The sequence below is a fragment of the Bradyrhizobium sp. USDA 4341 genome (assembly GCF_054063755.1).
This window is the reverse complement of sequence record NZ_JBSSGO010000002.1, coordinates 4,614,164-4,640,130: the sequence shown is the minus strand read 5'-3', so window position 1 is coordinate 4,640,130 and position 25,967 is coordinate 4,614,164. Positions and strand designations below refer to the sequence as shown.

20 protein-coding genes and 1 pseudogene are annotated in these 25,967 nt (G+C 66.4%); 8 read left to right on the top strand and 13 right to left on the bottom strand.

Annotated elements, in window-relative coordinates; translation table 11 throughout:
• Nucleotides 1–12: 12 nt before the first annotated feature.
• From ACVIGB_RS28010 to ACVIGB_RS27990, 5 genes are all read right to left on the bottom strand, one after another.
• Nucleotides 13–1,335 carry an MATE family efflux transporter gene (locus tag ACVIGB_RS28010; RefSeq protein ID WP_456720209.1) on the bottom strand — a complete coding sequence of 441 codons (1,323 nt, stop codon included), beginning with the start codon at nucleotides 1,333–1,335 and terminating at the stop codon, nucleotides 13–15.
• Between the two features lie 114 nt (nucleotides 1,336–1,449).
• Nucleotides 1,450–2,184 (bottom strand): MBL fold metallo-hydrolase, encoded by a 735-nt coding sequence (locus ACVIGB_RS28005; protein ID WP_456720210.1) that lies wholly within the window; start codon nucleotides 2,182–2,184, stop codon nucleotides 1,450–1,452.
• A gap of 23 nt (nucleotides 2,185–2,207) precedes the next feature.
• Nucleotides 2,208–2,519, bottom strand: coding sequence for a DUF6460 domain-containing protein (locus ACVIGB_RS28000; RefSeq protein WP_092119251.1), 312 nt, complete (start codon nucleotides 2,517–2,519; stop codon nucleotides 2,208–2,210).
• 98 nt (nucleotides 2,520–2,617) lie between these two features.
• Entirely contained in the window at nucleotides 2,618–4,540 is a 1,923-nt protein-coding gene (locus tag ACVIGB_RS27995; RefSeq protein WP_456720211.1) for an ATP-dependent DNA ligase, read from the bottom strand.
• Nucleotides 4,537–5,595, bottom strand: a complete 1,059-nt coding sequence (locus ACVIGB_RS27990) for a ligase-associated DNA damage response exonuclease (protein ID WP_456725059.1) — start codon at nucleotides 5,593–5,595, stop codon at nucleotides 4,537–4,539. The genes ACVIGB_RS27995 and ACVIGB_RS27990 overlap by 4 nt, the downstream gene beginning before the upstream one ends.
• 132 nt (nucleotides 5,596–5,727) lie before the next feature.
• On the opposite strand from ACVIGB_RS27990, the gene ACVIGB_RS27985 reads away from it, so the two are divergent.
• The 4 genes from ACVIGB_RS27985 to pdeM all read left to right on the top strand — a co-directional run bounded on the left by ACVIGB_RS27985 (nucleotide 5,728) and on the right by pdeM (nucleotide 11,821).
• Nucleotides 5,728–6,654, top strand: coding sequence for a methyltransferase domain-containing protein (locus ACVIGB_RS27985; RefSeq protein WP_456720212.1), 927 nt, complete (start codon nucleotides 5,728–5,730; stop codon nucleotides 6,652–6,654).
• A gap of 175 nt (nucleotides 6,655–6,829) precedes the next feature.
• Nucleotides 6,830–8,056, top strand: coding sequence for an ABC transporter substrate-binding protein (locus tag ACVIGB_RS27980; RefSeq protein ID WP_456720213.1), 1,227 nt, complete (start codon nucleotides 6,830–6,832; stop codon nucleotides 8,054–8,056).
• A gap of 267 nt (nucleotides 8,057–8,323) precedes the next feature.
• Nucleotides 8,324–11,086, top strand: coding sequence for a ligase-associated DNA damage response DEXH box helicase (locus ACVIGB_RS27975; protein ID WP_456725060.1), 2,763 nt, complete (start codon nucleotides 8,324–8,326; stop codon nucleotides 11,084–11,086).
• Between the two features lie 63 nt (nucleotides 11,087–11,149).
• Nucleotides 11,150–11,821, top strand: coding sequence for a ligase-associated DNA damage response endonuclease PdeM (pdeM, locus tag ACVIGB_RS27970; protein ID WP_092119234.1), 672 nt, complete (start codon nucleotides 11,150–11,152; stop codon nucleotides 11,819–11,821).
• A gap of 428 nt (nucleotides 11,822–12,249) precedes the next feature.
• Here the strand turns inward: pdeM and ACVIGB_RS27965 are convergent, their stop codons facing one another.
• A complete protein-coding gene (locus ACVIGB_RS27965; protein ID WP_092126252.1) occupies nucleotides 12,250–13,113 on the bottom strand; it encodes a LysR family transcriptional regulator in 864 nt (287 codons plus the stop codon).
• A 98-nt stretch (nucleotides 13,114–13,211) separates the two neighbouring features.
• On the opposite strand from ACVIGB_RS27965, the gene ACVIGB_RS27960 reads away from it, so the two are divergent.
• Genes ACVIGB_RS27960 through ACVIGB_RS27950 form a run of 3 tightly spaced genes read left to right on the top strand, consistent with a single transcriptional unit; the run spans nucleotide 13,212 to nucleotide 16,303 of the window.
• On the top strand, nucleotides 13,212–14,153 hold the full coding sequence (locus ACVIGB_RS27960; protein WP_456720214.1) for a DMT family transporter: 942 nt from the start codon (nucleotides 13,212–13,214) through the stop codon (nucleotides 14,151–14,153).
• Nucleotides 14,150–14,914 carry an MBL fold metallo-hydrolase gene (locus ACVIGB_RS27955; protein WP_456720215.1) on the top strand — a complete coding sequence of 255 codons (765 nt, stop codon included), beginning with the start codon at nucleotides 14,150–14,152 and terminating at the stop codon, nucleotides 14,912–14,914. The genes ACVIGB_RS27960 and ACVIGB_RS27955 overlap by 4 nt, the downstream gene beginning before the upstream one ends.
• A gap of 57 nt (nucleotides 14,915–14,971) precedes the next feature.
• Nucleotides 14,972–16,303 carry an NRAMP family divalent metal transporter gene (locus ACVIGB_RS27950; protein ID WP_456720216.1) on the top strand — a complete coding sequence of 444 codons (1,332 nt, stop codon included), beginning with the start codon at nucleotides 14,972–14,974 and terminating at the stop codon, nucleotides 16,301–16,303.
• Between the two features lie 9 nt (nucleotides 16,304–16,312).
• On the opposite strand, the gene ACVIGB_RS27945 is transcribed toward ACVIGB_RS27950, so the two are convergent.
• Both ACVIGB_RS27945 and ACVIGB_RS27940 read right to left on the bottom strand, forming a co-directional pair.
• The gene (locus tag ACVIGB_RS27945) at nucleotides 16,313–16,522 is read right to left on the bottom strand and encodes an Lrp/AsnC ligand binding domain-containing protein (protein WP_456720217.1); all 210 of its coding nucleotides are present in this window, start codon (nucleotides 16,520–16,522) and stop codon (nucleotides 16,313–16,315) included.
• Between the two features lie 172 nt (nucleotides 16,523–16,694).
• Nucleotides 16,695–16,766 (bottom strand): annotated as a pseudogene (locus tag ACVIGB_RS27940) (winged helix-turn-helix transcriptional regulator); the annotation flags it as partial.
• A gap of 174 nt (nucleotides 16,767–16,940) precedes the next feature.
• Between ACVIGB_RS27940 and ACVIGB_RS27935 the strand changes: the two are divergent.
• A complete protein-coding gene (locus ACVIGB_RS27935; RefSeq protein ID WP_456720218.1) occupies nucleotides 16,941–18,251 on the top strand; it encodes an aspartate aminotransferase family protein in 1,311 nt (436 codons plus the stop codon).
• A 1-nt stretch (nucleotide 18,252) separates the two neighbouring features.
• Here ACVIGB_RS27935 and ACVIGB_RS27930 read toward each other — a convergent pair whose 3' ends face one another.
• The 5 genes from ACVIGB_RS27930 to ACVIGB_RS27910 all read right to left on the bottom strand — a co-directional run bounded on the left by ACVIGB_RS27930 (nucleotide 18,253) and on the right by ACVIGB_RS27910 (nucleotide 25,804).
• On the bottom strand, nucleotides 18,253–19,032 hold the full coding sequence (locus ACVIGB_RS27930; protein WP_456720219.1) for a TIGR02186 family protein: 780 nt from the start codon (nucleotides 19,030–19,032) through the stop codon (nucleotides 18,253–18,255).
• Nucleotides 19,029–19,958: a sulfite exporter TauE/SafE family protein gene (locus tag ACVIGB_RS27925; RefSeq protein WP_092126250.1), complete on the bottom strand. Its 930-nt coding sequence runs from the start codon at nucleotides 19,956–19,958 to the stop codon at nucleotides 19,029–19,031. The genes ACVIGB_RS27930 and ACVIGB_RS27925 overlap by 4 nt, the downstream gene beginning before the upstream one ends.
• Nucleotides 19,959–20,279: 321 nt before the next feature.
• Nucleotides 20,280–21,143 (bottom strand): hypothetical protein, encoded by an 864-nt coding sequence (locus tag ACVIGB_RS27920; RefSeq protein WP_456720220.1) that lies wholly within the window; start codon nucleotides 21,141–21,143, stop codon nucleotides 20,280–20,282.
• Nucleotides 21,144–21,267: 124 nt separating this feature from the next.
• Nucleotides 21,268–24,855, bottom strand: coding sequence for a hypothetical protein (locus ACVIGB_RS27915; RefSeq protein ID WP_456720221.1), 3,588 nt, complete (start codon nucleotides 24,853–24,855; stop codon nucleotides 21,268–21,270).
• A gap of 361 nt (nucleotides 24,856–25,216) precedes the next feature.
• Nucleotides 25,217–25,804, bottom strand: coding sequence for a PadR family transcriptional regulator (locus ACVIGB_RS27910; RefSeq protein ID WP_092119205.1), 588 nt, complete (start codon nucleotides 25,802–25,804; stop codon nucleotides 25,217–25,219).
• Nucleotides 25,805–25,967: the final 163 nt, after the last annotated feature.

Genomic DNA, 25,967 nt, shown 5'->3' with positions numbered 1-25,967 from the left:
CGGGCTACGCAGCTACGATTTGAACGACTTCCTCAGCAGCGCCGGATAGCGCAGGCCCTGCAGGCCGCCGCGCGCGACGTAGAAGCCGAGCAGCGCGATCCACAGCCCGGTGTTGCCGAATCCGCTGAGCGCCCACCAGGCGGCGAGGAAGATCGCGAGCGAGGCCAGCATCAAATTGCGCATCTCGCGCGCCCAGGTCGCGCCGACATAGATGCCGTCGAAGCCGAACGCGAACACGCCGGGCAGAGGTGCCAGGATCACGAACACCAGGAACTCGCGCGCATAGCGGCGCACGTCGTCGCTTGTCGTCATCAGGTTAATCAAGGCCGGTCCGAACAGCGCGAACAGCGCCGAGACGACCAGCGCAAAGCCGACGCCCCACAGCAGCACCAACCGGGTCGAATCGGCAAAGCCGCGTGCATCGCGGGCGCCGAAGGCGCGACCGCAGAGCTGCTGGGCGGCGTTGGCGAGGCCGTCGAGGAAGAAGGCGCTCACCAGCAGGAAATTGTTCAGCACCGAGTTCGCCGCCAGCGTGACGTCGCCTTCGCGCGCGCCCTTGGCGGTGAAGAACAGGAACACGACGATCAGCGCTGCGGTGCGGACCATGATGTCGCGATTGACGGCCAGCATGCGCATCAGCTTGGCGCGGTCGAACAAGGTGGCCGCAGGAACGGCAAAGCCGCCTTGCGAGATCCGCCACGCCACGACGATACCGACGGCGAAGCCGGATGTCTCGGCAAGCACGGCGGCGATCGCGGCACCGGCGATGCCGGCGCCGTAGACCTGCACCAGCAGCACGGTTGCCGCCATGTTGATCAGGTTGATCACGATCTGCAGCGCCAGCGCCAGATTGGCGCGCGCCTGCCCGACCAGCCAGCCCAGGATGACGTAATTGGCGAGCGCCAGCGGCGCCGACCAGATCCGGATCATGAAATAGCTCTTGGCCGCGCGCGTGACGCCCTCGCTGCCGCCCATCAGCTGGAATGTGACTGCGGCCAGCGGCACCTGCAACGCGATCAGCGCAGCGCCGATCAGGCCGGCGACGATGAAGCCGCGCACCAGGATCGCGGCATATTCCTGCGGCTCGCCCGCGCCCTGCGCCTGCGCGGTGAAGGCCAGCGTGCTCATGCGCAGGAAGGCGAACAGCCAGAACAGGCAGTCGAAGATCACCGAGGCCATCGCCACCCCGCCGAGCAGCGCGGCATCGTCGAGCCGGCCGATCGCCGTGGTCGAGACGATGCCGATCAGCGGCGTGGTCAGGTTGGCGACCATCGCGGGACCGGCGATGGCGAACACCTGGCGGGTCGTGATCTTTGGGTGGATGGGTGCGTGCATGGCTACAGTTGCAAGGAATAGGCGTTTCTATCGCGACATCCGTCGCGCGACCATGCCGGAATTGTACTCAGAGCAATGCGGTGGCGGAGGGGCGGCCGACAAGGCATGGCATGGTCAGAACACCACGACCATGCCGTCGCTCGCGGCCGTGTACGGCAGGTTGTCGGCGCGGCCGAGCATATCGTCGCTCAGATGCGTCAGCACCACGCGCCTGGCGTTGATGGCCGGCAAATGCGCCTCCAGCGTTTTCAGACTGAGATGGTTCTTGATCATCTTGTCGTAGGTATAGGCTTCGGCAACGAAGAGGTCGGCGTTCTGCGCGGCCGGGATCAGCGCATCGGTCCACTCGGTGTCGGCGCTGTAGCTGACGACGCGGCCTTCGGCCTCGATGCGATAGGCAAGATGCGGCCCGCCGGATTCGCCATGCACCACCGGATAGGGCGTCACGCTCACCTCGCCGAAGCTGCGCCGCTCCTGCGGTGCGAGCGTGACGACGGACAGATCGAAGCGCTGTGTGGTCTTGGAGGAATGCTCGAACATCACCTCCATCACCTCAGGCAATTTCGTTTCGATTCCTTCGGGTCCGGCGATCACCAGCGGCCGGGTGCGGCGGGGGAATTGCGCGTCGAGCAGGAAGAACGGCAGGCCGGCAAAATGATCGCCGTGGAAATGCGTGATCAGGATCAGGTCGATTGCGTCGCGGTCGATCTCGAGCCGCTTCAGCGCCGGCAGCGAGGACGCACCGCAGTCGATCAGGAAATTGACGCGCTCGCCGCTGACATGGAAACAGGTGTTGAAGCGGCCCCCGGAGCCGAATGCATCGCCGCAGCCGACAAATCGCAATTGCATCGGCTGCGAGCTTTCCCCTGGGATCAGCGGCCGCGCGGCGCGCCGAACAGCCGCGACAACAGCCAGATCGGGATCACGATCACCGCGCCGAGCAGGAAGTAGCGCCAGGCCCAGTTGATCGCGTCGAAGCCGAAATCCCAAATGGTCTGGAACAGCCTGCGGACGCTGTTGAGGATATTCCACGGGTCGAGGCCGATCGCGGCGAGCACGACGCCGACCAGGATCGAGAGCAGGATCAGCCGGAACGCCACCGAGAGCGGCGATCCGCCGAGAAAGCGGTACAGGCCGTCACTCTGGCTCTGGCCGGCCGGCAAGTCCCGGATGTCGTCTGGCATCACATTCTCCTGGCGGAATCGCCTGCGCATTATAGGTCACGGCGCAGCACATGGGAAATCGCGAGCCGCGATCAATGGCTGCCATGCGCGCTTCGGGCTTAACTTCCTGTCATGGAGATTAACATCCGTTCAAGCGTCTCCAGCCGGTCGGCTTCGCGCGGCGGCTTGTCCCAGCGCAGACGGCTGATCCGGGGGAAACGCATCGCGACGCCGGATTTGTGACGCGGCGAGCGCTGCAAGCCCTCGAAGGCGACTTCCAGCACCAGCCCCTGATCCGGCTCATGCACGACATGCCGCACCGGGCCGAACTTCTCGGTGGTGTTGCGGCGGACGAAGCGATCGATCTGCAACAGCTCCTCATCGGTGAAGCCGAAATAGGCTTTGCCGACCGGCACCAGCTCGTCGCCGGCATCGCCACGGGTCCAGACCCCGAACGTGTAGTCGGAGTAATAGGACGAGCGCTTGCCGTGGCCGCGCTGGGCATACATCAGCACGGCGTCGATGATGTGCGGATCGCGCTTCCACTTCCACCACGGGCCCTTCGGGCGTCCGGGCAGATAGGGCGCGTCGCGCCGCTTCAGCATCACGCCTTCGACTGCGTCGGCATCGTCGCCGGCGCCCGCACTCTTCGGATCGGCGCGCGCCGCGGCCAGTTCTTCCCAGCTCGCGAACGGGACCGTCGGCGACAGATCGATGCGCGGATCGTTGAGCCTGGCGACGAAGGCTTCGAGATGTGCGCGGCGTTCGGTGAAGGGCAGCTCGCGCAAATCGTTTTCGCCGTCGCCGAGCAGGTCGTAGGCGCGTAAGTGAATCGGAAACTCCTTGATCAGCTTCGGCGAAACCACCTTGCGGTTCAGCCGCTGCTGCAACACGTTGAAGGTTTGCACGCGACCGTCGCGCAGCACCAGCAATTCGCCGTCGATCGCGAATGAAGCATGATGCCGAAAAGTGTGAAGCGGTTTTCGGGAGTCATCATGCTTCAAATCTAGAGTATCTTGCAGATGCAGCGACGGCACGAGGTCGGGGAAGCTGCCGGTGATATCCTCGCCGGTGCGTGAATAGAGCCGCGCCTGGATGTGGCCGCGCGCATCGCGGCCGGCGACAGCCTGCACGCGGATGCCGTCCCACTTCCATTCCGCGCTGAAATCGGCGGCGTCGAGATTGGCGAAATCGCTATCCTCGATCGCATGCGCCAGCATCACCGGGCGGAACGGCGTCGGATCGCTGTTGACCGGCTTGTCGCCGCGGCCTTCGAGCCAGGCGAACAATTCGAGATAGGGCGGCGACAGGCCCGGCCACATCAGCTCGATCTCGTGCGGGTCCTTGTCGCCGAGCGCGGCCGCCGCGGTCTTCGCCAGCCGCGCCGAGATCCCGATCCGCATCGCACCGGTGACGAGTTTTAGCAGCGCCCAGCGCCCGGTCTCGTCGAGCTCGTCCAGCCAGCGCGCCAGCTGCGCCGGCAGCTCGGCCTTGCCGAGCGTGCGCAGCGTGGTGACGACGTCGGTGAGGGTGGGAGGAGGCGGGTTGTTGTGCGTGCGTAGAATCTCACTGCTATCTCGCCCGCGGTACCCCTCTCCCTGACCCTCCCCCGCAAGGGGGGAGGGAACCCATCCACCGGTGCGTCCCTCACTCACGTCAATTATCTCAATATCGCTGTGCGGTGAGCACGACGGTTGGGCTCCCTCCCCCCTCGCGGGGGAGGGTTGGGGAGAGGGGTGGCCCAGGAAAGACTCGACGTAATTTGCTCCAGCCTTCGGCCACATCAGCGCGACGGTTTCGGAGAGATCGCCGACGTAATCATAGGAGTAGCCGAACAGCACCGGGTCGGTGCGTTCGGTGATCAGGTCGCGGATCAAGCCCGGCTTGGCGTGCTTGAACGACAGCGCGCCGGTCAGCGCCGCCAGCGCGTAGCCGCGGTCAGGATCCTCGGTCTCGCGGAAATAGGCAACCAGCAGCTTGATCTTGTTGTTGCGGCCCGGCTCATAGGCGAGGCGGTCGAGCAGCTCGGCAAAGCGGTTCATGTTTCGGCCTCGCCGGCGGGCTGTGCCTCGCCGGTGGGCTCTGCCGTCTCGCCCTCGTCCTCGTCGCCATAGCCGACCAGATCGAGCGGCCTTGCGGCAAGGCCCTTGCTCTTGCACCAATGCACCAGCGCGTCTTCCTGGCCATGGGTGACCCAGATCTCGCCGGCACCAGTGGCGGCGATCGTCGCCGTCAGTCCGTCCCAGTCGGCATGATCCGAGATCACCAGCGGCAGCTCGATGCCGCCCTGCCGGGCTCGTGCGCGCACGCGCATCCAGCCTGAGGCGAAGGCGGTGACCGGGTCGGGAAAGCGGCGAGTCCAGACGTCGGAGGTCGCGCTCGGCGGCGCCAGTGTAATGGTGCCGGCGAGCTCGGCCTTCTTCATGCCGCGCGCGGGCTTGAGCTCGCCGAGCGGAACGCCGCACTCCTGATAATAGCCGGTGATCTTCTCCATCGCGCCGTGCAGATAGATCGGCGCGTCGTAGCCGGCCTCGCGCAGCAGTGCGATGACGCGCTGCGCCTTGCCGAGCGAATAGGCGCCGACCAGGTGCGCGCGCTCCGGAAACAGCCTGACCGACGCCAGCAGCTTCTTCACCTCATCGGCGGCATCGCCATGGCGAAACACCGGCAGGCCAAAGGTCGCCTCCGTGATGAAGACGTCGCAGGGCACGAGCTCGAACGGCGCGCAGGTCGGGTCGCGCGCGTCCTTGTAGTCGCCGGAGGCGACGATGCGGGTATCCGTGCAGGTGACGGATATCTGGGCGGAGCCCAACACGTGGCCGGCGGGATGAAACGTCACCGTGACGTCGCCGAGCTTGATCTCCTCGCCATAAGCGACCGCCTGCGTCGTGCCGGCAAAGTTCTCGCCGTAGCGCAGCCGCATCATGTCGAGCGTTTCCTGGGTCGCGAGCACTGCGCCATGCCCCGCCCGCGCATGGTCGGAATGGCCATGCGTGATCAGCGCCCGTTCGACCGGCCTGACGGGATCGATGTGGAAGCCGCCGGGCTTGCAGCAAAGCCCGGCCGGGACGGGCATCAGGATGTCTTGCGGGCGCATTGTCCCTATATAGGCGATCGATCCGCGATGTTTAGCCGTCATCCGTGGGCTTGACCCGCGCATTCATCTCCGGAAAAAGTCCGTGTTTTAATGGACGGCCAGACTTGGCCAAGATCGGTTCCCTAAGAGAAAATGGCCCCCCGCCTGTTTCTGTCCTCCGGCGACCTCGTTGCCGACCGCCGCTACGAGTTCGCGCGCGACCTGCAATTGAAGGGCGATCTGCCGGCTGCCGCCGAGCTGCTCGAACAGGCAATCGAGCTGGTGCCGAAATTCCCGTCGGCCTGGTACATGCTGGGCAAGATCCGCCTAGAGCTCGGCCAGCGCGAGGCTGCGATCGGAGCCTTCCGCGCCGCGCGCGACGCCGATCCCGAGGACCGCCATGGCGCCGGCCTGCATCTGATGCAGCTCGGCGTCGAGGCCGTCAGCGCGATGCCGCCGGGCTATGTGCAGACGTTGTTCGATCAATATGCGCCGCGCTTCGAGGCCGCGCTGGTCGGCGATCTCGGCTATCGCGGCCCGGCGCTGTTGTTCAAGGCGGTGCTGTCGGTGCGTGCCTCTGCGAGGAAGCCGGCGTTCTTCAAGCGCGCGATCGATCTCGGCTGCGGCACCGGACTGGCGGCCGCAGCATTCGCGCAGCACGTCGATCGATTCGTCGGCATCGACCTGTCGCCGCGGATGATCGACAAGTCGCGCGCCACCGGGCTCTATGCCGAGCTCGAGGTCGACGACATGCTGAAGGGCATTTCGGGCAAGCCGGACGCCAGCGCTGAATTGATCCTCGCTGCGGATGCGATGGTCTATGTCGCCGATCTCGCGCCCGTGCTCGCCGAGGCCACGCGCGTGCTGGTGGCGGGCGGCGTGCTCGCCTTCACGACCGAGACCCATGGCGGCGAGGGGGTCATCCTCGGGGAAGGGCTGCGTTACGCCCACAGTGCAGCTTACGTGCGCGCCTCGGTCGCCGCCGCGGGGCTGACGCTCGCTCTGCTCGACGATCTCTCGGCGCGCAATGAAGACAACACCCCGGTGCCCGGGCTAGTCGCCGTCGCCGTCAAGCCGTGACCGCTTGACCTTCTCCCACAAGGGGAGAAGGGAAGAGAGCGACGCATCCGGATCCCAACTTGAGTCTACACGCTACGCATTTGCCGTGACGCGGCATTGCGCCGCAAAGCCGCGACTTCGCGCTTGCCCGCCGCAGGGCGGAATGCGAGAGCTTTTCGCCTCAGGGAGAGAACCAATGAAAAAGCAAACCCGGCGCGAGTTCGGCGCCACTGCATTGTCTGTCATCGCAGCGTCCGTGCTGCCCGCGCCGTTCGTCCGGGCCGCCGACAAGAAGTACGATCCGGGTGCTGGTGACACCGAGATCAAGCTCGGCCAGACCGTGCCGCATTCCGGCCCCGGTTCGCTCTATGGCGTGCTGGGCCGCGTCGGCGAAGCCTATTTCCAGATGCTGAACGACAAGGGCGGCATCAACGGCCGCAAGGTGAAATTCCTCACCATGGACGACGCCTACAGCGCGCCGAAATGCGTCGAGGCGACGCGCCGCCTGGTCGAGCAGGAGGAGGTGCTGGCGCTCTATGGCTCGCTCGGTACCGCGCCGCAGACCTCCGTGCATAAGTACCTCAATTCCAAGGGCGTTCCGCAACTGCTGTTGAACACCGGCGCCTCGAAGTGGAACGACCCGAAGAATTTCAAATGGACCATGGCGGGCCTGCCGCTCTATCCGACCGAAGCCCGCATTCTCGCCAAGCACGTCGTCAGCGTGAAGCCGAACGCCAAGGTCGGCATCCTCTACCAGAACGATGATTTCGGCCGCGACTTCCTCGGCCCGTTCAAGAAGGTGCTGGCCGATGCCGGCGGCAAGGCACAGGTGATCATGGAGCAGACCTACGATCTCACCGATCCGACGGTCGATTCCCAGCTCATCAATCTGTCGAAGTCGGGCGCCGACGTGTTCTACAACATCACCACCGGCAAGGCGACGTCGCAGTCGATCCGCAAGGTGGCCGAGCTCGGCTGGAAGCCGTTGCAATTGTTGTCGGCAGGCTCGACCGGCCGCTCGATCCTGAGCGCCGCGGGCCTCGAGAACGCCAAGGACATCGTCGCGATCCGCTACAACAAGGAAGTCGGCGTGCCCCGCTACGAAAAGGATCCGGACGTCGTCGCGTTCGAGGAGCTGCGCAAGAAGTATTTGCCGAACATCGACCCTGATAACACCATCGCCTTCGCCGGCTACGGCCAGGCGGCGACGATGGGCGAAATCCTGCGCCGCTGCGGCGACGATCTGACCCGCGCCAACGTGCTGAAGCACGCCACCACGCTGGCCGGCTTCCACTCGCCCTATTTCCTCGACGGCATCAATTACAGCTATACGCCCGACGACTACACGCCAATGAAGACGCTCTATGTCTCGATCTTCAACGGCAAGGACTGGGATCTCTTGGGCGAGCCGATGACGGAGTAGGGCTTGCGCTGCACTATCGTCTCCCTCGCCCCGCTCTTGCGGGGAGAGGGCGGGGGGAGGGGCTCTCTCCACCAGGCAGTGTGAGCTGAGACACCTGTACCTCCTCACCCGGATCGCGTCTGACGATGCGATCCGACCTCTCCCCGCAGGCGGCGAGGTGACTTCCAGGCGCTTCGCGGCCCACAGAGCGAGCTGGCGGTCCCTGCCACCTGCCGCCATTTCCGTCCTGCCCTCGACGAAACCCGCTGAACCACCTACCTCTTGGGCGTGTCGACGCTCGATCTCCTTTCCGTTCCGCCGTCGGAAACGGCCGACCTCTTGCCGCGCCGGTTTCGCGACTGGTTCGCGTCGCGCGGCTGGTCGCCGCGCGAGCATCAGCTCGCGCTGCTGGCGAAGGCGCACGAGGAACGCTCCGCGCTGCTGATTGCGCCCACCGGCGCGGGCAAGACGCTGGCGGGGTTCTTGCCGACGCTGGTGGAGTTGAGCGGGGAAGGATTTGGCGGCGCTGCTCCTGCTCACCTCCCCCTGAAAGGGGAAGGTCGGCGCGCGCCCGCTCGCGTCAGCGCTGCGGAGCGTGACGGGTGGGGGTCAGCCGCAGGCACGGAGCAAGCGGCTGACCCCCACCCCAACCCTCCCCCTTTCAGGGGGAGGGAGCCCGACGAGCTCGCGAATGGAGAGATCGGAGCGGAAATAGTCCGCCCCAACCTGATCTCCACCGGCCGCGGCGTTCGCCGCAGCGGCGGGCTGCATACGCTCTACATCTCGCCACTGAAAGCGCTCGCGGTCGACATCGCGCGCAATCTGGAGACGCCGGTTGCCGAGATGGGGCTGCCGATCAAGATCGAGACCCGTACCGGCGACACGCCGGTGTCGCGGCGACAGCGGCAGCGGCGCTATCCGCCGGATATTCTGCTCACCACGCCGGAACAGCTGGCGCTGCTGCTCGCCTCCGACGACGCGCCTTTCCTGTTCTCCTCGCTGAAACGCATCGTGCTCGACGAGCTGCATGCGCTGGTCACCTCCAAGCGCGGCGATCTGCTGTCGCTCGGGCTTGCGCGGCTCTGGACCATCGCGCCGCAGGCGCGCGCCATCGGCCTCTCGGCGACGGTGGCCGAGCCGGAACAGCTCGCGCGTTTCCTGGTGCCGCAGCCGGGCGGTGAGAGCGTGTCTGCCGACGTCGTGATCGCTGGTGGCGCCGCGCCGCCGGTGGTCGAGATGCTCGACACCCGCGAGCGGCTGCCGTGGTCCGGCCACAGTGCGCGCCATGCGCTGCCCGAGGTCTATGAGCTGATCAAGCGCAACAAGACCACGCTGGTGTTCGTCAACACACGCAGCCAGGCCGAGATGCTGTTCCAGGATCTGTGGCGCATGAACGACGACGGGCTCGCGATCGCGCTGCATCACGGCTCGCTCGACGTCGCGCAGCGCCGCAAGGTCGAGGACGCGATGGCTGCCGGCCGGCTGCGCGGCGTGGTCTGCACCTCATCGCTCGATCTCGGTGTCGACTGGGGCGATGTCGACCTCGTCATCAATATCGGCGCGCCCAAAGGCTCGTCGCGGCTGATGCAGCGGATCGGCCGCGCCAACCACCGCTTCGACGAGGCCTCGCGCGCCGTGCTGGTGCCGGCCAACCGCTTCGAGGTGCTGGAATGCGCCGTCGCGATCGACGCCATCGCGGAGAATGCGCAGGACACGCCGCCCTTGCGCTTGGGCGCGCTCGACGTGCTGGCCCAGCACGTGCTCGGCTGCGCCTGCGGCAAGCCGTTCCTGTCCGACGAACTCTACGATGAAGTCAGGACCGCAGCACCCTATGCAGCGCTGGCGCGAGCCGATTTCGATGATGCGGTCGACTTCGTCGCGACCGGCGGCTACGCGCTGAAAACCTATGAGCGTTTCGCGCGCATCAAGCAGGACAAGCAGGGCCGCTGGCGCGTCACCAATCCCAAGGTGCGGCAGAGCTACCGCCTCAACGTCGGCACCATCGTCGAGGAGACCATGCTGAAGGTGCGGCTGGTGCGCTCGCGCGCCGGCGGAAGCGGGTCGACCGGCGCGATCGCCCGCGGCGGCCGGATGCTCGGCGAGATCGAGGAGGTCTTCATCGAAGGTCTCGTGCCCGCCGACACCTTCGTGTTCGGCGGCGAGGTGGTGCGCTACGAGGCCTTGGTTGAAGACCAGGTCTATGTCTCCCGCGCCAATGACAAAGATGCAAAAGTGCCGTCCTATATGGGCGGCAAGTTCCCGCTGTCGACCTATCTCGCCGAACGCGTCCGCAAGCTGCTCGACAACAGCCGGGCCTGGAACGGTTTGCCGGACCAGGTGCACGACTGGTTGTCGCTGCAGCGAAAATTCTCACGCGTCCCGGCAGCGCGTGAGCTGCTGGTGGAAACCTTTCCGCGCGGCGGCAGCCATTACCTGGTTTGCTATCCCTTCGAGGGCCGGCTCGCGCATCAGACGCTCGGCATGCTGCTGACGCGCCGGCTGGAGCGCGCCCGCGCCCGTCCACTCGGCTTCGTCGCCAATGAATATGCGCTCGCGGTGTGGGGCGTCGGCGATCTGTCCTTCATGATCCGGCACGGCAAGCTCGATCTCAACGCGCTGTTCGACCCCGACATGCTCGGCGACGATCTCGAGGCATGGCTCGCGGAATCCGCGCTGATGAAGCGCACCTTCCGCAACTGCGCCATCATCTCGGGGCTGATCGCGCGCCGCTTCACCGACGAGGAGAAGTCGCGCCGCCAGGTGCTGTTCTCGACCGATTTGATCTATGACGTGCTGCGCAAGCACCAGGCCGACCATGTGCTGCTGCGTGCCGCGCGCGGCGATGCCGCCACGGGATTGCTCGATCTCCGCCGCCTCAGCGACATGCTTTCACGCATTCACGGCCGAATCACCCACAAGGATCTCGACCACGTTTCTCCGCTTGCCGTGCCCGCGCTGCTGGAAATCGGCCGCGAGTCAGTTTATGGCGAAGCATCCGACGAGCTTCTGGCCGAGGCGGCCGAGGAACTCGTGCGGGAGGCGACGACATAACGCTGGTATTTTGGGGAACAGGACGTGGCGGCAAGCGCGCTAGCTTTACGAGACGGTGACGACATGCGCGTTTCGAGGGTCACGGTGGCGGATGTCGGCTTCGTGGCGGATTTCTCCGGCGCGCTGTTCTGGGAAGAGCGGAGCCTGCTCGTGGTGTCCGACCTGCATCTGGAAAAAGGCTCGAGTTTTGCCAGCCGTGGCGTGCTGCTGCCGCCTTACGACACGGTCGCGACGTTGAGCCGGCTCGCCGCCGTTATCGCGCGGCACGATCCGCGGCAGGTGATCGCGCTCGGCGACAGCTTTCACGATCGCGATGCGCATGCGCGCTTGTCGGAGCCGGATCGCGAGGCACTCGCGGCGCTGCAAATGCGGCGCAACTGGATCTGGATCTCGGGCAACCACGATCCGGCGCTGCCGCCCAGTCTCGGCGGCGTGGTCGCGACCGAGGTCGCGATCGGCCCGATCGTGTTCCGCCATGAACCGACCGGCGCTGCCGGCGAGATCGCCGGCCACCTCCACCCCAAGGCACGGGTGCCGACCCGCGGCCGCTCGATCGAGCGGCGCTGTTTCGCATCCGACGGCGAGCGCGCGGTGATGCCGGCGTTCGGCGCCTACACCGGGGGCCTCAGTATCCGCGACGCGGCGTTCGCGCGGATTTTCGGATCGCCGGGTTTCATGGCCCACGTGCTCGGCGACAACCGCGTCCACGCGTTCGCGGCGTCGCGGTGTTATTGATGGTCGTGACCAGTCCACTCCAGCTTGGCATCATTCTCGGTGTCGTCCCGGGCAAGCCAACGGGTCGGCGCGAAGCGCCGCCCGATGACAGGCTCCGCGCGACCCGGGACCCATAACCACAGGGCTTCGTTGTTGAACAAGGCTGTGGCTCCAGCCTAACCTCTCACTACGCCCTGTGGTTATGGGTCCCTGCTTTCGCAGGGACGACAGCGAAGTAGCGGCGCAACCTCGCCCTGCGCCGCCTTCGCGTGCCGCGCCACACACACTCGGTGTCGTCCCGGGCAAGCGAAGCGCGACCCGGGACCCATAACCACCGATCGTCGTTGTTGCGCGACGCTGGGGCCACAGCCTGCTTCAGCAACACATCCCTGTGGTTATGGGTCCCTGCTTTCGCAGGGACGACAGTGGAGTAGCGGCATGATCTCGCCCTATGCCGCCTTCGCCTGCACGCTCTCGCAATACTCCGCGAGCCGATCCGCCAGCCGCAGCGTCGCGGGGCTGGCCTCAGGGGCGGCGATGAGGGCGACTTCGGTCCGCTCGATCGGCGCAAAGCCGTCTTTTGCCGTCAGCACGCGATGCTCGGCCTGGATCGACATCTCCGACAGGATGCTGAGCCCGAGGCCCGCGGCGACCGCGGCCTGGATGCCGGCGAGGCTGGAGGAGGTGTAGGCCATGTGCCAGTTACGGCCCGCGCGCTCCAGCGCATGGATGGCATGGGCGCGATAGAGGCAGCCCGAGCCGAAGCCAATCAGCGGCACCGAGCCGGTCGCCGTGTCGCGCGGATGGCTCTTGCTGGTGACCCAGTGCACCCGTTCCGGCCACACCGCGATGCCGCCCTTCTCGCTGGCGGCGCGCTTGATCAGCGCGAGATCGAGATCGCCGCGCTCCAGATCGCGGTACAGGAACAGGCTCTGGCCGGAGCGCACGTCGAGCCGCAAATTCGGGTGGCTGCGCGCGAAGGTCGCGAGCAATCTCGTCAGCCGATAGGCGGCAAAATCCTCGGTGATACCGATCCGGATCGCGCCTTCGCTGCCGGGGCGCGAGAGCACGTCGCGGGCTTCTTCCGCGAGTGACAGCAGTCGCCGCGCATAGGTCAGCAGCCGCTCGCCGGCCTCCGTCGGGGTGACGTCCTTGCCGCTGCGGATCAGGAGCGGCTGGCCGACATCCTCCTCCAGGCGCTTGATCTGCTGGCTCACCGTCGATTGCGTGCGGTGGACGCGCTCTCCGGCTCGGGTAAAGCCGCCGGCATCGACCACCGAGACGAAACTGCGCAACAGCTCCAGGTCGAGCATCGCAGCCTCCATTCATAAATCCACTGCATGTCAGTCTATCATTTAATTTCCAAATGACAAGGCGCGGGCCTAGATCATGGGGCGAAGGAGAAGCTGCCATGTCCCCTGCAAGCTCGCCCGCCGCAACCTCAGTGTCCGTCCCCCGCACCCGCTTCAACACCCTGCCGCTGTTGATCGCCCTGTTCTGCCTGCTCTGGAGCTACGCCTTCGTCGCCGGCAAGATCGGCGTCACCGATTGCCCGCCGCTGATCCTGCTCGCCGCGCGATTCTCGCTTGCCGGAGTCCTGATCCTCGGCATCTCCTTGCTGCGCTGGGATCAATGGGATCTCACCTGGCGCGATGCGGCGGTTTTCGCCGTGCTCGGTGTCGCCAACAACGCGCTCTATCTTGGCCTTGGCTATACCGGCCTGAAAACGGTCTCCGCCGGCCTCGGCGCGCTGATCGTCTCCGCCAATCCGGTCTTCACCGCCATGCTGGCGGCGATGTTCCTCGGCGAGACCATGACCTTGCGCAAGGTGGTGGGCCTCGTGCTCGGCATCGCCGGCGTCGCCTTCATCGTCTGGCATCGCATGAAGGTCGGTACCGATAGCCCGCACGGCATACTCTTCACATTGGCCTCGCTCGCCTCGATCGTCGCCGGCACCGTCCTGTTCAAGCTGCTGGCGCCGAAGGGTAGCCTGTGGATCGGCAACGGCATCCAGAACATCGCCGGCGGGCTTGCGGTGATGCCGTTCGCCTTCACGCTCTCGAGCGTTGGCGACATCGTGCCGAGCATGCGGCTCGCCGGCGCCTTCGCCTTCCTCGTGCTCGGCGGTTCGATCCTCGCCTATCTGCTCTGGTTTCATCTCCTGAAAGTGTGTGGCGCGACCGCTGCAAGCGCCTATCACTTCCTGATGCCGCCGCTCGGCATGCTGTTCGCCTATCTCGTGCTCGGCGAGCATGTCGAATTTCGCGACCTGCTCGGGATCATTCCGGTCGCACTCGGCATTTACCTGGTGACCCGCCCAGCCGCGGCTTCGCCCAAGAGGAGTGTGACGTGAGCATCACCATCACCCTGATCGGAGGCCCGACCGCCCTGATCGAGATCGACGGGTTCCGCCTGCTCACCGATCCGACCTTCGATGCGCCCGGCGACTATCAACTGCCGCATGTGAAACTGGAGAAGCTGACGGGCCCCGCGCTCAGCGCGGGCGACGTCGGCGAGATCGATGCGGTGCTGCTGAGCCATGACCAGCATTCCGACAATCTCGACCATTCCGGCCGGGATTTCCTTAAAATGGCGAAGCGCGTGCTGACGACGGAGGCCGGCGCCAAGCGGCTCGGCGGCAACGCCGAGGGTTTTGCGCCCTGGATCTCGACCACCCTGACGAAGGGCGGCCGGACGCTCACCGTCACCGCGACGCCGGCGCGGCACGGGCCCGCGGGCATCGAGCCGCTGTCCGGCGACGTCGTCGGCTTCGTCTTGGAGCCGGCGAAGCCCGGCCGTCCGGTCTATGTCAGCGGCGACACCACCTGGTTCGACGGTGTCGCCGAGGTCGCGCGGCGCTTTGTTTGCGGCGTGGTGCTGCCGTTCGCGGGCGCGGCGCAAACCCGCGGCCCGTTCCATCTCACCATGGATACCAACGACACCATCGAGACCGCGCGCGCCTTTGCGGACGCGGTCATCGTGCCCGTTCATACCGATGGCTGGGCGCATTTCCGGCAGGACGCGAGTGACCTGCGCGCGAGCTTCGATACGCTCGGCTTCGGCCGCCGTCTGCGGATCCTCGCGCCCGGCGTCGCCACCGTCATCGAGGCCTAGGTTTCACCCAGGAACCTTGGCGGTATCCGGCCCGTTGTCAGACGGCTGGAACCGGACATGACGCGGCAAGAGACGATCTCGCGACACGACAAGGATGAAGATGCGCCGGCGGCGAAGCCTCGGCGCGAGCCGTTCAGCTTCAAGCGCGTCGTGAAGTCGCTCGGCCCTGGCCTGATCACCGGCGCCTCCGACGACGATCCGTCGGGCATCGGCACCTACAGCCAGGCCGGCGCGCAACTCGGCTACGGCATCGGCTGGACCATGCTGCTGACGTTCCCGCTGATGACTGCGATCCAGGAGATCTCCGCGCGGGTCGGCCGTGTCACCGGGCACGGCATAGCGGGCAATGTCTGCCGGCATTATCCGGGCTGGCTGCTGATCATCGTGGTGACGCTGCTGTTCATCGCCAACACCGTCAACATCGCCGCCGACCTGTCGGCCATGGCGGACGCGACCAGGCTCCTGATCGGCGGCCCGGCCATCCTCTACGTCGTGCTGTTCGGCGTGACCTCAGTCGCCGCCCAGATATTCATGAACTACCGGCGCTACGTCGCCGTCCTGAAATGGCTGACGCTCAGCCTATTCGCCTATGTCGCGGCGCTCGCCTTTGCCAAGGTGTCGTGGATGCAGGCGCTGGCTGGCGTGCTCGTTCCGCGCCTGACCTGGAGCTCCGATTATTTCACCACCATCGTGGCGATCTTCGGCACGACCATCTCGCCCTATCTGTTCTTCTGGCAGGCCTCGCAGGAGGCGGAGGAGCAGCGGGTCGACGTCACCAAGCATCCGTTGATCGACAAGCATCATGGCGCACGGAACGAGTTCTCCCGCATCCGCGCCGATACGGTCACCGGGATGGCGTTTTCCAACCTGATCGCGCTGTCGATCATCGTCACCGCTGCGGCCACGCTGCACGCCGCCGGCAAGACCGACATCCAGACCTCGGCGCAGGCCGCCGAGGCGTTGCGCCCGATCGCCGGACCGTTCGCCGAGGTGATCTTCGCGCTCGGCATCGTCGGCACCGGCCTGCTGGCAATCCCGGTGCTCGCAGGCGCGACCGCCTATGCGGTCGGCGAGGGCCGGCGATGGCCGGTCGGACTGGCGCGCAAACCGAAGGAGGCGATGGCGTTCTATTCGGTGCTGGCACTGTCGGGTGGCATCGGCATCGCGCTCAACTTCACGCCGATCGATCCGATCTCGGCGCTGTACTGGAGCGCGGTCGTCAACGGCGTGCTCGCGGTGCCGGTGATGGTGCTGCTGATGGTCATGGCCCGCCACAAGGCGGTGATGGGACGCTTCGTGATCGGCGGGTGGCTCTATCGGCTCGGCTGGCTCTCGACCGGCGCGATGGCGCTCAGCGTGATCGCGATGGGGGTCGGGCTGCTTGTTTGATCCTTGGGATCAGAACAGCGAGCTATCGATCTTTGTCGTCGATTTCACCTTCCGCAGGATGATGGTCGTGCGGTAGCTCGCGATATCGGTGTCCGGGTGCATCAGGCGGTCGAGGATGAACGATTGATAGCTTGCGAGATCTGAGGACACGACCCGCAGCGAGTAATCCCAGTCGCCGGCGATCATGCAGCATTCGACGACCTCCGGAAGGCCGATCACCTTCTTCTCGAAGCGCGAAGGATTCCCTGTTCTGTTGCTTGAGGCGGACTTCGACGATCACGTCGAACCCAAGTCCAATTCGCGCAGGGTCGACCAATGCCACATAGGAATTGATGACGCCGGTCTCTTCCAGGGTCCGGACGCGCCTCATGCAGGGGGCGGACGAGAGGCCGATCCGTTCGGCCAGCTCGAGATTGGTGATGCGGCCCTCGACCTGCAGCACGTCGAGGATCTTCCGGTCCATCTCGTCGATCACGATCGTGGTTCCCATTTCTTTCGCATTTGCCGTCTTTTGCGCAATTGATCGCAGAAGAGCGGGCAAAATGCATCTCAAATCGCAATGTCATTGCTGTGTCGGGTGCATAAGATGCGCTGCAAAGGTCGTTCATCGCGGCGACCGAGCAGCAAGGAAACGGGCATGGCTGGAAATAACGACAAATCCTTCTGGGATCGCGCGCGGCGTCACCTCATTCGCTATGGCGGGACGTTCGCTCCTGTCATCATCGAGCGCGCTTCCGGCTCCTTCGTCTATGACGCCGACGGCCGCGCCATCCTGGATTTCACGTCCGGGCAGATGAGCGCGGTGCTTGGCCACGGTCACCCCGAGATCGTCCAGACCATCAGCGAGCATGCCGAGCGGCTCGATCATCTGTTCAGCGGCATGCTGACGCGTCCGGTCGTCGCGCTTGCCGAAAAGCTCGCGGAGCTTTTGCCGCCGGGGCTCGATCGCGTCATGCTGCTGAGCACGGGCGGCGAGTCGAACGAGGCGGCCATCAAGATGGCCAAGCTCGCCACCGGCGGCTTCGAGACCGTTGCGTTCGCGCAATCCTGGCACGGAATGACGTCAGGCGCGGCCGGGGCGACCTATTCGGCCGGCCGCAAGGGCTATGGTCCCGCGCCGGTCGGCTCGCTCGCGATCCCGACGCCGAGCCTCTATCGCCCGCGCTTCGGCAATGCGGCCGATTGGCGGGCCGAGCTGGCCTACGCCTTCGATCTCATCGACCGCCAATCGACCGGCTCGCTTGCCTGCATGATCGCCGAGCCGATCCTCAGTTCCGGCGGGCTGATCGATCTGCCGGAGGGCTATCTCGCCGCGCTGAAGGAATTATGCCGCGCGCGCGGCATGCTGCTGATCGTCGACGAGGCACAGACCGGCCTCGGGCGAACCGGCGCCATGTTCGCCTTCGAGCGCGACGGCGTCGTGCCTGATATCCTGACCCTGTCGAAGACGCTCGGCGCCGGGCTGCCCTTGGCCGCGGTCGTCACATCGGCGGAAATCGAGGAGCGATGTCACGAACGTGGTTTCCTGTTCTACACGACGCATGTGTCGGATCCGATGCCGGCGGCGGTCGGGCTGAAGGTCATCGAGATCATCCTCCGCGACCGACTGGTCGAGCGCGCCGGGATCGCAGGCGCGCGGCTGAGGGATGGGCTGCTGGCGCTCCAGAACCGGTTCGAATGCATCGGTGACGTCCGCGGCCGGGGGCTGATGCAGGGCATCGAGATCGTGCGCGACCGCTTCAGCAAGGAGCCTGACGAAGCGCTCGGAACGCTTGTGTCGCAGCGCTGCTTGGAGCTTGGAATGAGCACCAACATCGTGCAGTTGCCCGGCATGGGCAGCGTCTTCCGCATCGCTCCGCCGCTGACGATCAGCGATGACGAGATCGATCTTGGCCTCTCCATCCTGAGCGATGCGTTCGAAGGCGCGTTGCAGGGGAGGGGTGGCTAAATCAATCCTTGCGGAACACGATCGAGGCCATCCAGCCGGTCATCAGCGCCATGAACGCGGTGACGAGGCCGTAGACCAGGCCGTTCTGCCGCGCGGTGGTGGCGACGAACTGCTCGAAGCCGACCTTGACGATCTCGAAGGCGGTCTCGGTCTTGGTCACCAGCGCCCCGTCGGAAAACAGCTTGATCTCGACATTGTAGGTGCCGATCGGCACCTCCGCCGGCAGCGGAATGCCGGTGCGGAACAAAGTCGGTGTCAGGAACGTCACCGCCGAGGTCGCCTCGCGGTACAGCCCGTGTTCGGAGCGCAGCCGGACGAAGGCGCTGCGGAACGGATCGTTCGGCACCACGTCGGCAAAGTCGGGCCCGACCCGCTGCATTAGCAGCACGTTGTTGAGCCCGAGCTGTTGCCGCCGCTGCACCTCAGGCGAGGCGATCTGCTCGAACGGACGATTGGAGAACAGGGCGAGATAGCCCGGCACCTGCAGGAACTGCCGCGAGTCGGTGTTGATCCAGATCCCGAATTTGCGCTCCTTGCGCCGCGTCACCATGTCGGCGCGCGGACCGGACACCGTGACGACGAGGTCGTAATTGCCGCGATTGGACGGTGTCTTGTCGTCCTTCTCGACCGAGCCGAACAGCACGAGCTCGCCGCCGGAATAGTTCGGCGTCACAGTGACGCGGTGGTTGGAGACCGACACGATCAGCCGCTCGGCGCGCGCGGGTGCGGCCACCAGGCTGGCGGCGAGGCCGATGATCGCAAGCGCCGCGCGCAGCCTCATGGCGGGGCTCCGCCGGTTTCGCGGATGCTGAACAGGTCCTGCGGCCGGATCACCAGCTCGACCGCAAAGCGGATGCCGACCGCGAGCACGAGCAGGCCGAGCAAGAGCCGCAGATGCTCGCCGCGGATCTTCTGGCCGGCGCGGGCGCCGAACTGCGCGCCGGTGACGCCCCCGATCATCAGGATCAGCGCCAGCACGGCGTCGACCAGATGGTTGGTGACCGCGTGCAGCATGGTCGCGAACACCATGGTGACGAGGGTGAGCACCATCGACGTGCCGATCACGGTCGAGGTCGGCACCCGCAGCACATAGATCATCAGCGGCACCAGGATGAAGCCGCCACCGATGCCCATCACCGCGCCGATGAAGCCGATCACGAGCCCGACCACGACGACCGGGATGACCGAGAGGTAGATCTTGGAGCGCTTGAAGCGCAGCTTCAGCGGCAGGCCGTGGATCCAGCCATGGCTGCCGGGCTTGCGCAGCGTGACCGGGCCGCCGCGCCGTGAACGCAGCATCGCGCGCAGGCCTTCCCAGAACATCAGCCCGCCGACCGTGCTCAGCAGGATGACGTAGGACAGCGCGATCATCAGGTCGAGCTGGCCGAGCGAGCGCAGGAAGGTGAAGGTCCACACCCCGAGCGCGGTGCCGAGCGTGCCGCCGACCAGCAGCACCGCCGCCAGCAGCGGGTCGATCGCGCGCCGGCGCCAATAGGAGATCGCGCCGGAAAATGAGGAGGCCGCGATGTGGCTCGCAACCGAAGCAACCGCGACCGCCGGCGCGATGCCGACGAAGATCAGCAGCGGCGTCATCAGGAAGCCGCCGCCGATCCCGAACATGCCGGAGACGAATCCAACCGCCGCGCCCATCGCCAGGATGAGGAAGACATTGACCGGAATGTCGGCGATCGGGAGGTAGAGCTGCACGCGCGTCGCTTCTTGTCGGTTCGCCACATGCTGGGGCGCAAGGCCGCATCACGGCGTGATGTCGTTCTGGTCGGGCATTCTCCGGCTGAACGAATCCGGTCGGCGCGCAAGAAGCAGGCGAACGCGGGTCGATTGCCGCGTTCTTGCATAACCGAAATCTGCGAGGGGAGGGACTAAAGAATCCGCCCCCGATGGCATTTTTCGCCGCACGTGGCAGCTCGGCTCCGGACGTGGTTGATAATTCAGATTAATGACGCCGGTGTCGGCTGGTTTGAGCATGATCTTTTCGGAAAACCGCTCCGCACTTTTCCGGATCATGCTTTAGGGCCGATCGACCGGCTTGGTGATCAGGTTCAGCGCGAGCGCTTCCTTGGGGCTCAGCCAGCGGATATCCGAGGTCTGCGACATCGCTTCCACGATCCCGGAGGAGACGCCCATCTTGGTCATGTAGCCCAGCACCATGCCCTGGATGCGTTGCGCCTCGGCGAGGGGATCGCTGACCGGTGCGCTGGTCGTGAAGCGATGCACGCCGAGCCGCGAGCCCGCGATGCCATAGCGGGTCTGGCCGCCGGCATAGACCAGCACACAGGCGCTGGCACAGGCCGCGGGGCGCAGCTTGCCCGATGCGTCTGATGTAGCGACGGCGGTGACGAGCCCATGTGTGCGGATGACCTCGCCCATGATCGCCGCCTGGTTCAGCGCACCGCCCTGCGACGACAGCAGCACGGCATCGCCTGGTGCAAGACGGGCCTCGCTGAGCCGGTCGCGGAACCAGCTCGCGCTGGCCGAGCCGATCTTGCCGCTGATCGCAAGTGCACGCCGGCTGCGGCCCGACCCATCGATGTCGACATCGGGAATCACCGCCGAATTCATGCTCGCCGCGATGTAGGTCTCGCGCCAGAAGTCCCAGGCGCCCGGCTTCGACAGGTCGCGATAGGCCTGAATGGCGACGCTCGACAACAGCAGCACGAAGATGATGACGGACAAGAGCGAGAACCGGAACGTGCGGGGCGGCGATGCCACGTTCTCTCGTCCTTGCCCTTGCGGGGGCGGAGGCGGAGGGGAAGGCGGAGCCTTGGGAGGCGCGGCAAATGGCGACGGCGTCTGACGCGGCGGCGCGACGCGGGGACCGGTCGGCGACGAACGATGGCCCGTTCCATCATCCTGACGATCGTCGACAGACAAGCCTGACCCTCCGGAACACGTGCGCCACTGGCGCGGGGTTTTGCGCCTGTCTACACGGCGGAAGGGCGGAGGGATAGGACAGCGGCGCCGTCAAGGCGCCGCAGAAGCTTTCAAATGAGCGAGATCAGTGTGCGGCCAGCGCCGCGGTCCGCTTCGACGGTGGCTTGACGGACTTCGCCGCCGCGGGCTGCACGGGCGCGCCGTCCCAGCCGCCGGCTGGGGCCGGCACGTTGACCGCATCGCTCGGCTGCGGCTCGGGGGTAAAGGTCTGGATCGCAAGCTTCGCTGCGGCCAGCGACTGCGGGTCGAGCCGCTTGGCGATATCGTCGCGCTTGTGGCCGGCGTCGGCGTCGCCCTGCGCGGCGGCGAGGCTGAACCATTTGAAGGACTCGGCGAGGTTCTGTTCGACCCCGATGCCGCGGGCATAGAGGATGCCGAGGTTGACCTGGCTGTCGGCGACGCCGCGATCGGCGGCCTTGCGGAACCACTGCGCCGCGCTCTTGTAGTCGGCGCCCTTGCCGCCGCCATCGGCGTCGAGCACGGCGAGGTTATGCATCGCCTTGGCGTTGCCGCGCTCGGCGGCCTGCACGTAGTAGCGCCGCGCGATATCGAAATCGCGCTTCACGCTGAGGGCCTTCTCGTAGAAGGTGCCGAGCCGGAACATCGCGGGCACCACGCCGGCCTGTGCCGCGCGGCCATACCATTTGGCCGCCTCGTCGACATTGGCGGGCACACCCTTGCCCTCGGCAAAGCGGACGCCGACCTCATAGGCCGCGGCCGCATCGCCCTTGATCGCAGCCGTGCGCAGCGCCAGACCGCCGATCGCGTCGGGCAGCTTCTCGCCCGCCGGAATCTGGATCGTCGCGAGCTTGCCACCGAGCGGCGGCGCGGTCGGAATCGTGCCGGTGATATCGCTGGCGGCGGCGACCGGTGCCGCAGCCGGCTCCGGCGCCGCGGCGGGCGCGGGCGCCGATGGGATCGTCACCTGCGCGCTGTCGAGCGTATTCGGCGCCGCCGTGTTGTTGGACTGGCGGCCGAGCGGCGTCGGCGAGGTCATCGACGGTCCGGGCACTGACGGCCCGGGCACGCCGGACGGCGCAGCCGGTGCCGGGACGACAGAGTTCTCGGCGGGTGGCTGCGCGGGCGGTGCGGCCGGCTCGCTGTGCTCGATCGCCGGCGTCTGCGGTGCGGAGCTGGTGTCGAGCAGGTTCATCGCCATCTTGGCGGTCGAGAGCAGGATCACGACCACGCTCGCGCCGACCAGCAGCGAGCGGATCTTGGAGGTGATGGTCGAAGGCTGGGCCTCCGGCGCGCCGGTCGCCGGCGCACCAGTCGCGGGCACGCCGGCCTTGCCGGCAGCGGCCTTCGCGGCCTTGTCGGCCTTCTCCTTGGCCTTGGCTGCGGCCTTGCTCGCGGCGCGCGCGGCCTTGTCGTTGACGGGCTGCACGGCGGCGGCCTGCGCCGCGCGGCGCGCGGCGGCGATGAAGCTCGAGGTCGAGACCGGCTCCTTCTTGCCGGCGGGAAGATCAAAGATCGCGCGCTCGGAATCCGCGATCCGCTCCGACGGTGACGACGCGCGGCCCGAGGGGCGCGTGCCCGGCTCGAGCGGATGATCCGGCGGCAGATCCGGCGCGATCGCGGCGCGCGCGGAGGCGGCATGCGGCTCGAGGATCTCGCTGATCGCGCGCGGCGGCAGCGGCGGCAGCGCGGTCTCGACCGGCTGCGCGGCATGGAATTCGCGCGGCGCGGACATGAAGTGCTCCTGCGCCAGCGCAGGATTGGGCAATTCGGGCCGGTACGATTCAGGCCTGTACGATTCAGGCTTGTATGATTCAGCCTTGTATGATTCAGGCTGCGCGGTCGGCTGCGGCATCGCTGCGCGCGGCATCTCCATCCGCGGTGCCTCCATCCGCGGTTCGGCCGGCGCGAGGGCCGGCGGCGGCGCGGTGCGCACCGTGCGCAGATCGTTCTCGATCATCGCCAGCCGATCGACGACATGGCCGAGCGTGTTGTGAACGGTCTCCAGCGAATCCTGGGTGCGGCGATCGGTCTCCGACTGGCTGAAGCGGATGTCGGAGAGTTCGCGCTTCACCAGGTCGACGATGCCGCTGTCCATCATCGGCTGCGGCGAGGAGCTGCTGACGTTGTTGCGGGTGGCGTCGGCAAGCGAAGCGATATGGGCGTGCTGCGCTTCGAGGTGCCGCATGATGTCATGCAGCCCTTCCTCGACCCGGCCGAGATTGCCGGAGCGCTGGTCCGCGGACTCCAGGCGCTCGAGCAGATAGGAGACGCGCTGCTCGAGATGGGTGAACGCCGACGAGCTGTCGTTGCCGACCTGCAGGCGGTCGATCCGCTCCGACAGCGAGCGCAGGGCGCCCTCGATGGCGTCGGTATTGTCGTAGCCAGCGACCGGCCGCTCGCGGGTCTCCAGGGTCGAGGCCAATGCGGCGATGCGCTGCTCGATCCCGGCGAAGGCATCCATATGGGACTCGGCGCGCGACATCTGCGACAGCTGGTCGACTTTCGCGGCCAGCGCGTGCACGTCCCCGGAGAGCTGCAGCAGCGCGTCGTTGGAGGCGACGTTGGAGACGATGGCGCGCAGCGCGGCAATCGCACTCTCGAGCTGATGCACCGTCGACGGATCGTCGTTGGCGCGCAGGATCATGTCGAGCTTGGCGCCGAGATTGCGGATCGCCTCGTCATAGCCGGTGAGCTGCTCGGCGGGCGTCAGGGTGCGCAGCGCCTCGCGGATTTCCGCCAGCGCGCGTTCGATGCCGGTAATCACCTGGCCTTGGCCGTTGCTGCTGTCCTGGCGGATCTCGTCGATCCGGTGATGCAGCGAACGGATCTCGTTCTCGATCGATTCGATCGCGCGGCGCGGCATCGCCTCGGTGATCGCCTGGCGGATTTCGGCAAGCTCGCCGCGGAAGGCCGCGATCGATTGCTCGATATGGTCGGGCCGCTGCAGCGCCTCGATCTGGCTCGTGATCTTGAGCAGGTGCCGCTCGAGCGAGGAGAAGTCGGGTCCGGCCGGCGCAGCCGGCGGCGGTGCATAGGCGGCCATCGGCGGCGCTGCTTGCGGCATCGGCTGAGCGTTGCGCGGCGGCATCTGCCGTTGCGCTGATCCGTCGAGCTCGTTCTGACGTGCGGCGATCTCCGCGATCGCGGAATCGAACGACGCCGGGCTGAGCGGCGGCGAGGGGCGATAGACCTGGGCTGCAGCGCGCTCGACCGCTTCCGCCTGGCGCAGCCTTTCCTCCAGTTGCCGGTCCTGCATCTGCGGCTCCCGCTGCATCTGCGCTTCACGCATCGGCTGGGGTTGCGGCTCGCGCGCCGGCTGCGGTCGCGAAATCTGCGACAGCCGCGCATCGAGGCGCGAAATCGCGTCGTTCAGCTGCCGTGCGACGGCGGGCTGGCCGCGCGGCACTTCGGCGCGCACGGCTTCGGCGCGCGACATTGGTTTTGCAATCTGTTCGATTTGGCGGGTGATCGCGTCGAGCCGCTGATGGATGTCAGCAACCTCGCGGCTTTCCCGGCTCGGCATCGGCTGCCGTTGCTCGGGCGCCATGCGCCAATCCGGCGGGCTGGGTTCGCCGACGGTGGAGTTGAGCCAGTCGTTCAGTGACATGCCGGCGCGGCGCGCAGCCGCCTCGGCCCTGTCGCGGACGGAAGGATCGATGCCGTCAACACTCCACGATACGCGCGAATTCATGATTCCGTCCGGTCCCGACTCCGGCGCCTACACCCTGCGCCCGCAGCCTCCCCGCGCATTCCCGTTAAGAGACAATCGAATTCTGCGCTGGTCGTCTGCTTCAGCTGCTGACTTTTTCCCGTCACGGTAAATAACGGGTTAAGGAATGCAGCCGGCGGGCCTTAAAGTTAGGGAATCCGGGAACCTGTTGCGCCGGATCAGGACAGCAACTTGTGTTGCCGCCAAACTTCTCCTTTCCCCTGAAAGGGGGAAGGTCGGGATGGGGTCTGCCGCACACACCGCTGCGTGTGGAGAGAGATGATCCCCACCCGCTTTGCTCTTCGAGCAGAGCGACCTCCCCTTTTCAAGGGGAGGTGGGTGCCTAGCTGCCGCTCTCGCGCTTGCCGTCGTCGAGCGATAGCACATTGCCGCGACCGGAAATCGCCGAGAGCGCGTCGAGCGCCTCCTCGCACCATTCCACCACGACGCGCTCATGGCGCATCCCGATGCGAAGCCCGAGCATCTTGCCGACATCGGCCGGCGGCGCGGTGCCGTCGGGGAAGCGCTTGTTGAGCAGGCGCTCGTAGCGCTCGTAGCGGTCGCGGTGATGCTCCAGCCGCGCCATCAGGTCGGTGCGCAGCGGCTCGATGTCGACGCAGTCGAGCGCATAGAGCCGGACCAGCAGGTCGTCCTTGATCGAGGGCGGAACGCTCGGCCGCGCCGCCCAGTGCTTCAGCGCCGCGCGGCCCTCGGCCGTCAGGGTGTAGACCAGCTTGTTGGGCTTGCCGGATTGCACCACCTCGCGGCCCTGGACATGGCCCTTGTCGCGCAGGCGGGAGAGCTCGCGGTAGATCTGCTGATGGTCGGCCTTCCAGAAGAAGCCGATCGAGGCGTCGAACGTCTTGGCGAGCTCATAGCCCGTCATCGGACGTTCCGTGAGGCATGCGAGGATTGCGTCACCGAGTGCCAACGCCCACCTCCATCTCAGTTCCCAAGAAGGCCATTCTGAAGTTTGCTTGACTTTATGCGCAACTGTGCATATGCGTCAATATGCATATGGTGATCGGCGTGCCGCCTTGTCGCGCGCGGCCGATGTTCAGGCTTCTTAAACCCCCGCCGCAGGAGACGTCCGA

Bases quoted from the DNA above. Each gene is read 5' to 3' on its own strand.
- ACVIGB_RS28010 (WP_456720209.1), bottom strand. From the start codon at position 1,335: ATGCACGCACCCATCCACCCAAAGATCACGACCCGCCAGGTGTTCGCC.
- ACVIGB_RS28005 (WP_456720210.1), bottom strand. From the start codon at position 2,184: ATGCAATTGCGATTTGTCGGCTGCGGCGATGCATTCGGCTCCGGGGGC.
- ACVIGB_RS28000 (WP_092119251.1), bottom strand. From the start codon at position 2,519: ATGCCAGACGACATCCGGGACTTGCCGGCCGGCCAGAGCCAGAGTGAC.
- ACVIGB_RS27995 (WP_456720211.1), bottom strand. From the start codon at position 4,540: ATGAACCGCTTTGCCGAGCTGCTCGACCGCCTCGCCTATGAGCCGGGC.
- ACVIGB_RS27990 (WP_456725059.1), bottom strand. From the start codon at position 5,595: ATGCGCCCGCAAGACATCCTGATGCCCGTCCCGGCCGGGCTTTGCTGC.
- ACVIGB_RS27985 (WP_456720212.1), top strand. From the start codon at position 5,728: ATGGCCCCCCGCCTGTTTCTGTCCTCCGGCGACCTCGTTGCCGACCGC.
- ACVIGB_RS27980 (WP_456720213.1), top strand. From the start codon at position 6,830: ATGAAAAAGCAAACCCGGCGCGAGTTCGGCGCCACTGCATTGTCTGTC.
- pdeM (WP_092119234.1), top strand. From the start codon at position 11,150: ATGCGCGTTTCGAGGGTCACGGTGGCGGATGTCGGCTTCGTGGCGGAT.
- ACVIGB_RS27965 (WP_092126252.1), bottom strand. From the start codon at position 13,113: ATGCTCGACCTGGAGCTGTTGCGCAGTTTCGTCTCGGTGGTCGATGCC.
- ACVIGB_RS27960 (WP_456720214.1), top strand. From the start codon at position 13,212: ATGTCCCCTGCAAGCTCGCCCGCCGCAACCTCAGTGTCCGTCCCCCGC.
- ACVIGB_RS27950 (WP_456720216.1), top strand. From the start codon at position 14,972: ATGACGCGGCAAGAGACGATCTCGCGACACGACAAGGATGAAGATGCG.
- ACVIGB_RS27935 (WP_456720218.1), top strand. From the start codon at position 16,941: ATGGCTGGAAATAACGACAAATCCTTCTGGGATCGCGCGCGGCGTCAC.
- ACVIGB_RS27930 (WP_456720219.1), bottom strand. From the start codon at position 19,032: ATGAGGCTGCGCGCGGCGCTTGCGATCATCGGCCTCGCCGCCAGCCTG.
- ACVIGB_RS27915 (WP_456720221.1), bottom strand. From the start codon at position 24,855: ATGAATTCGCGCGTATCGTGGAGTGTTGACGGCATCGATCCTTCCGTC.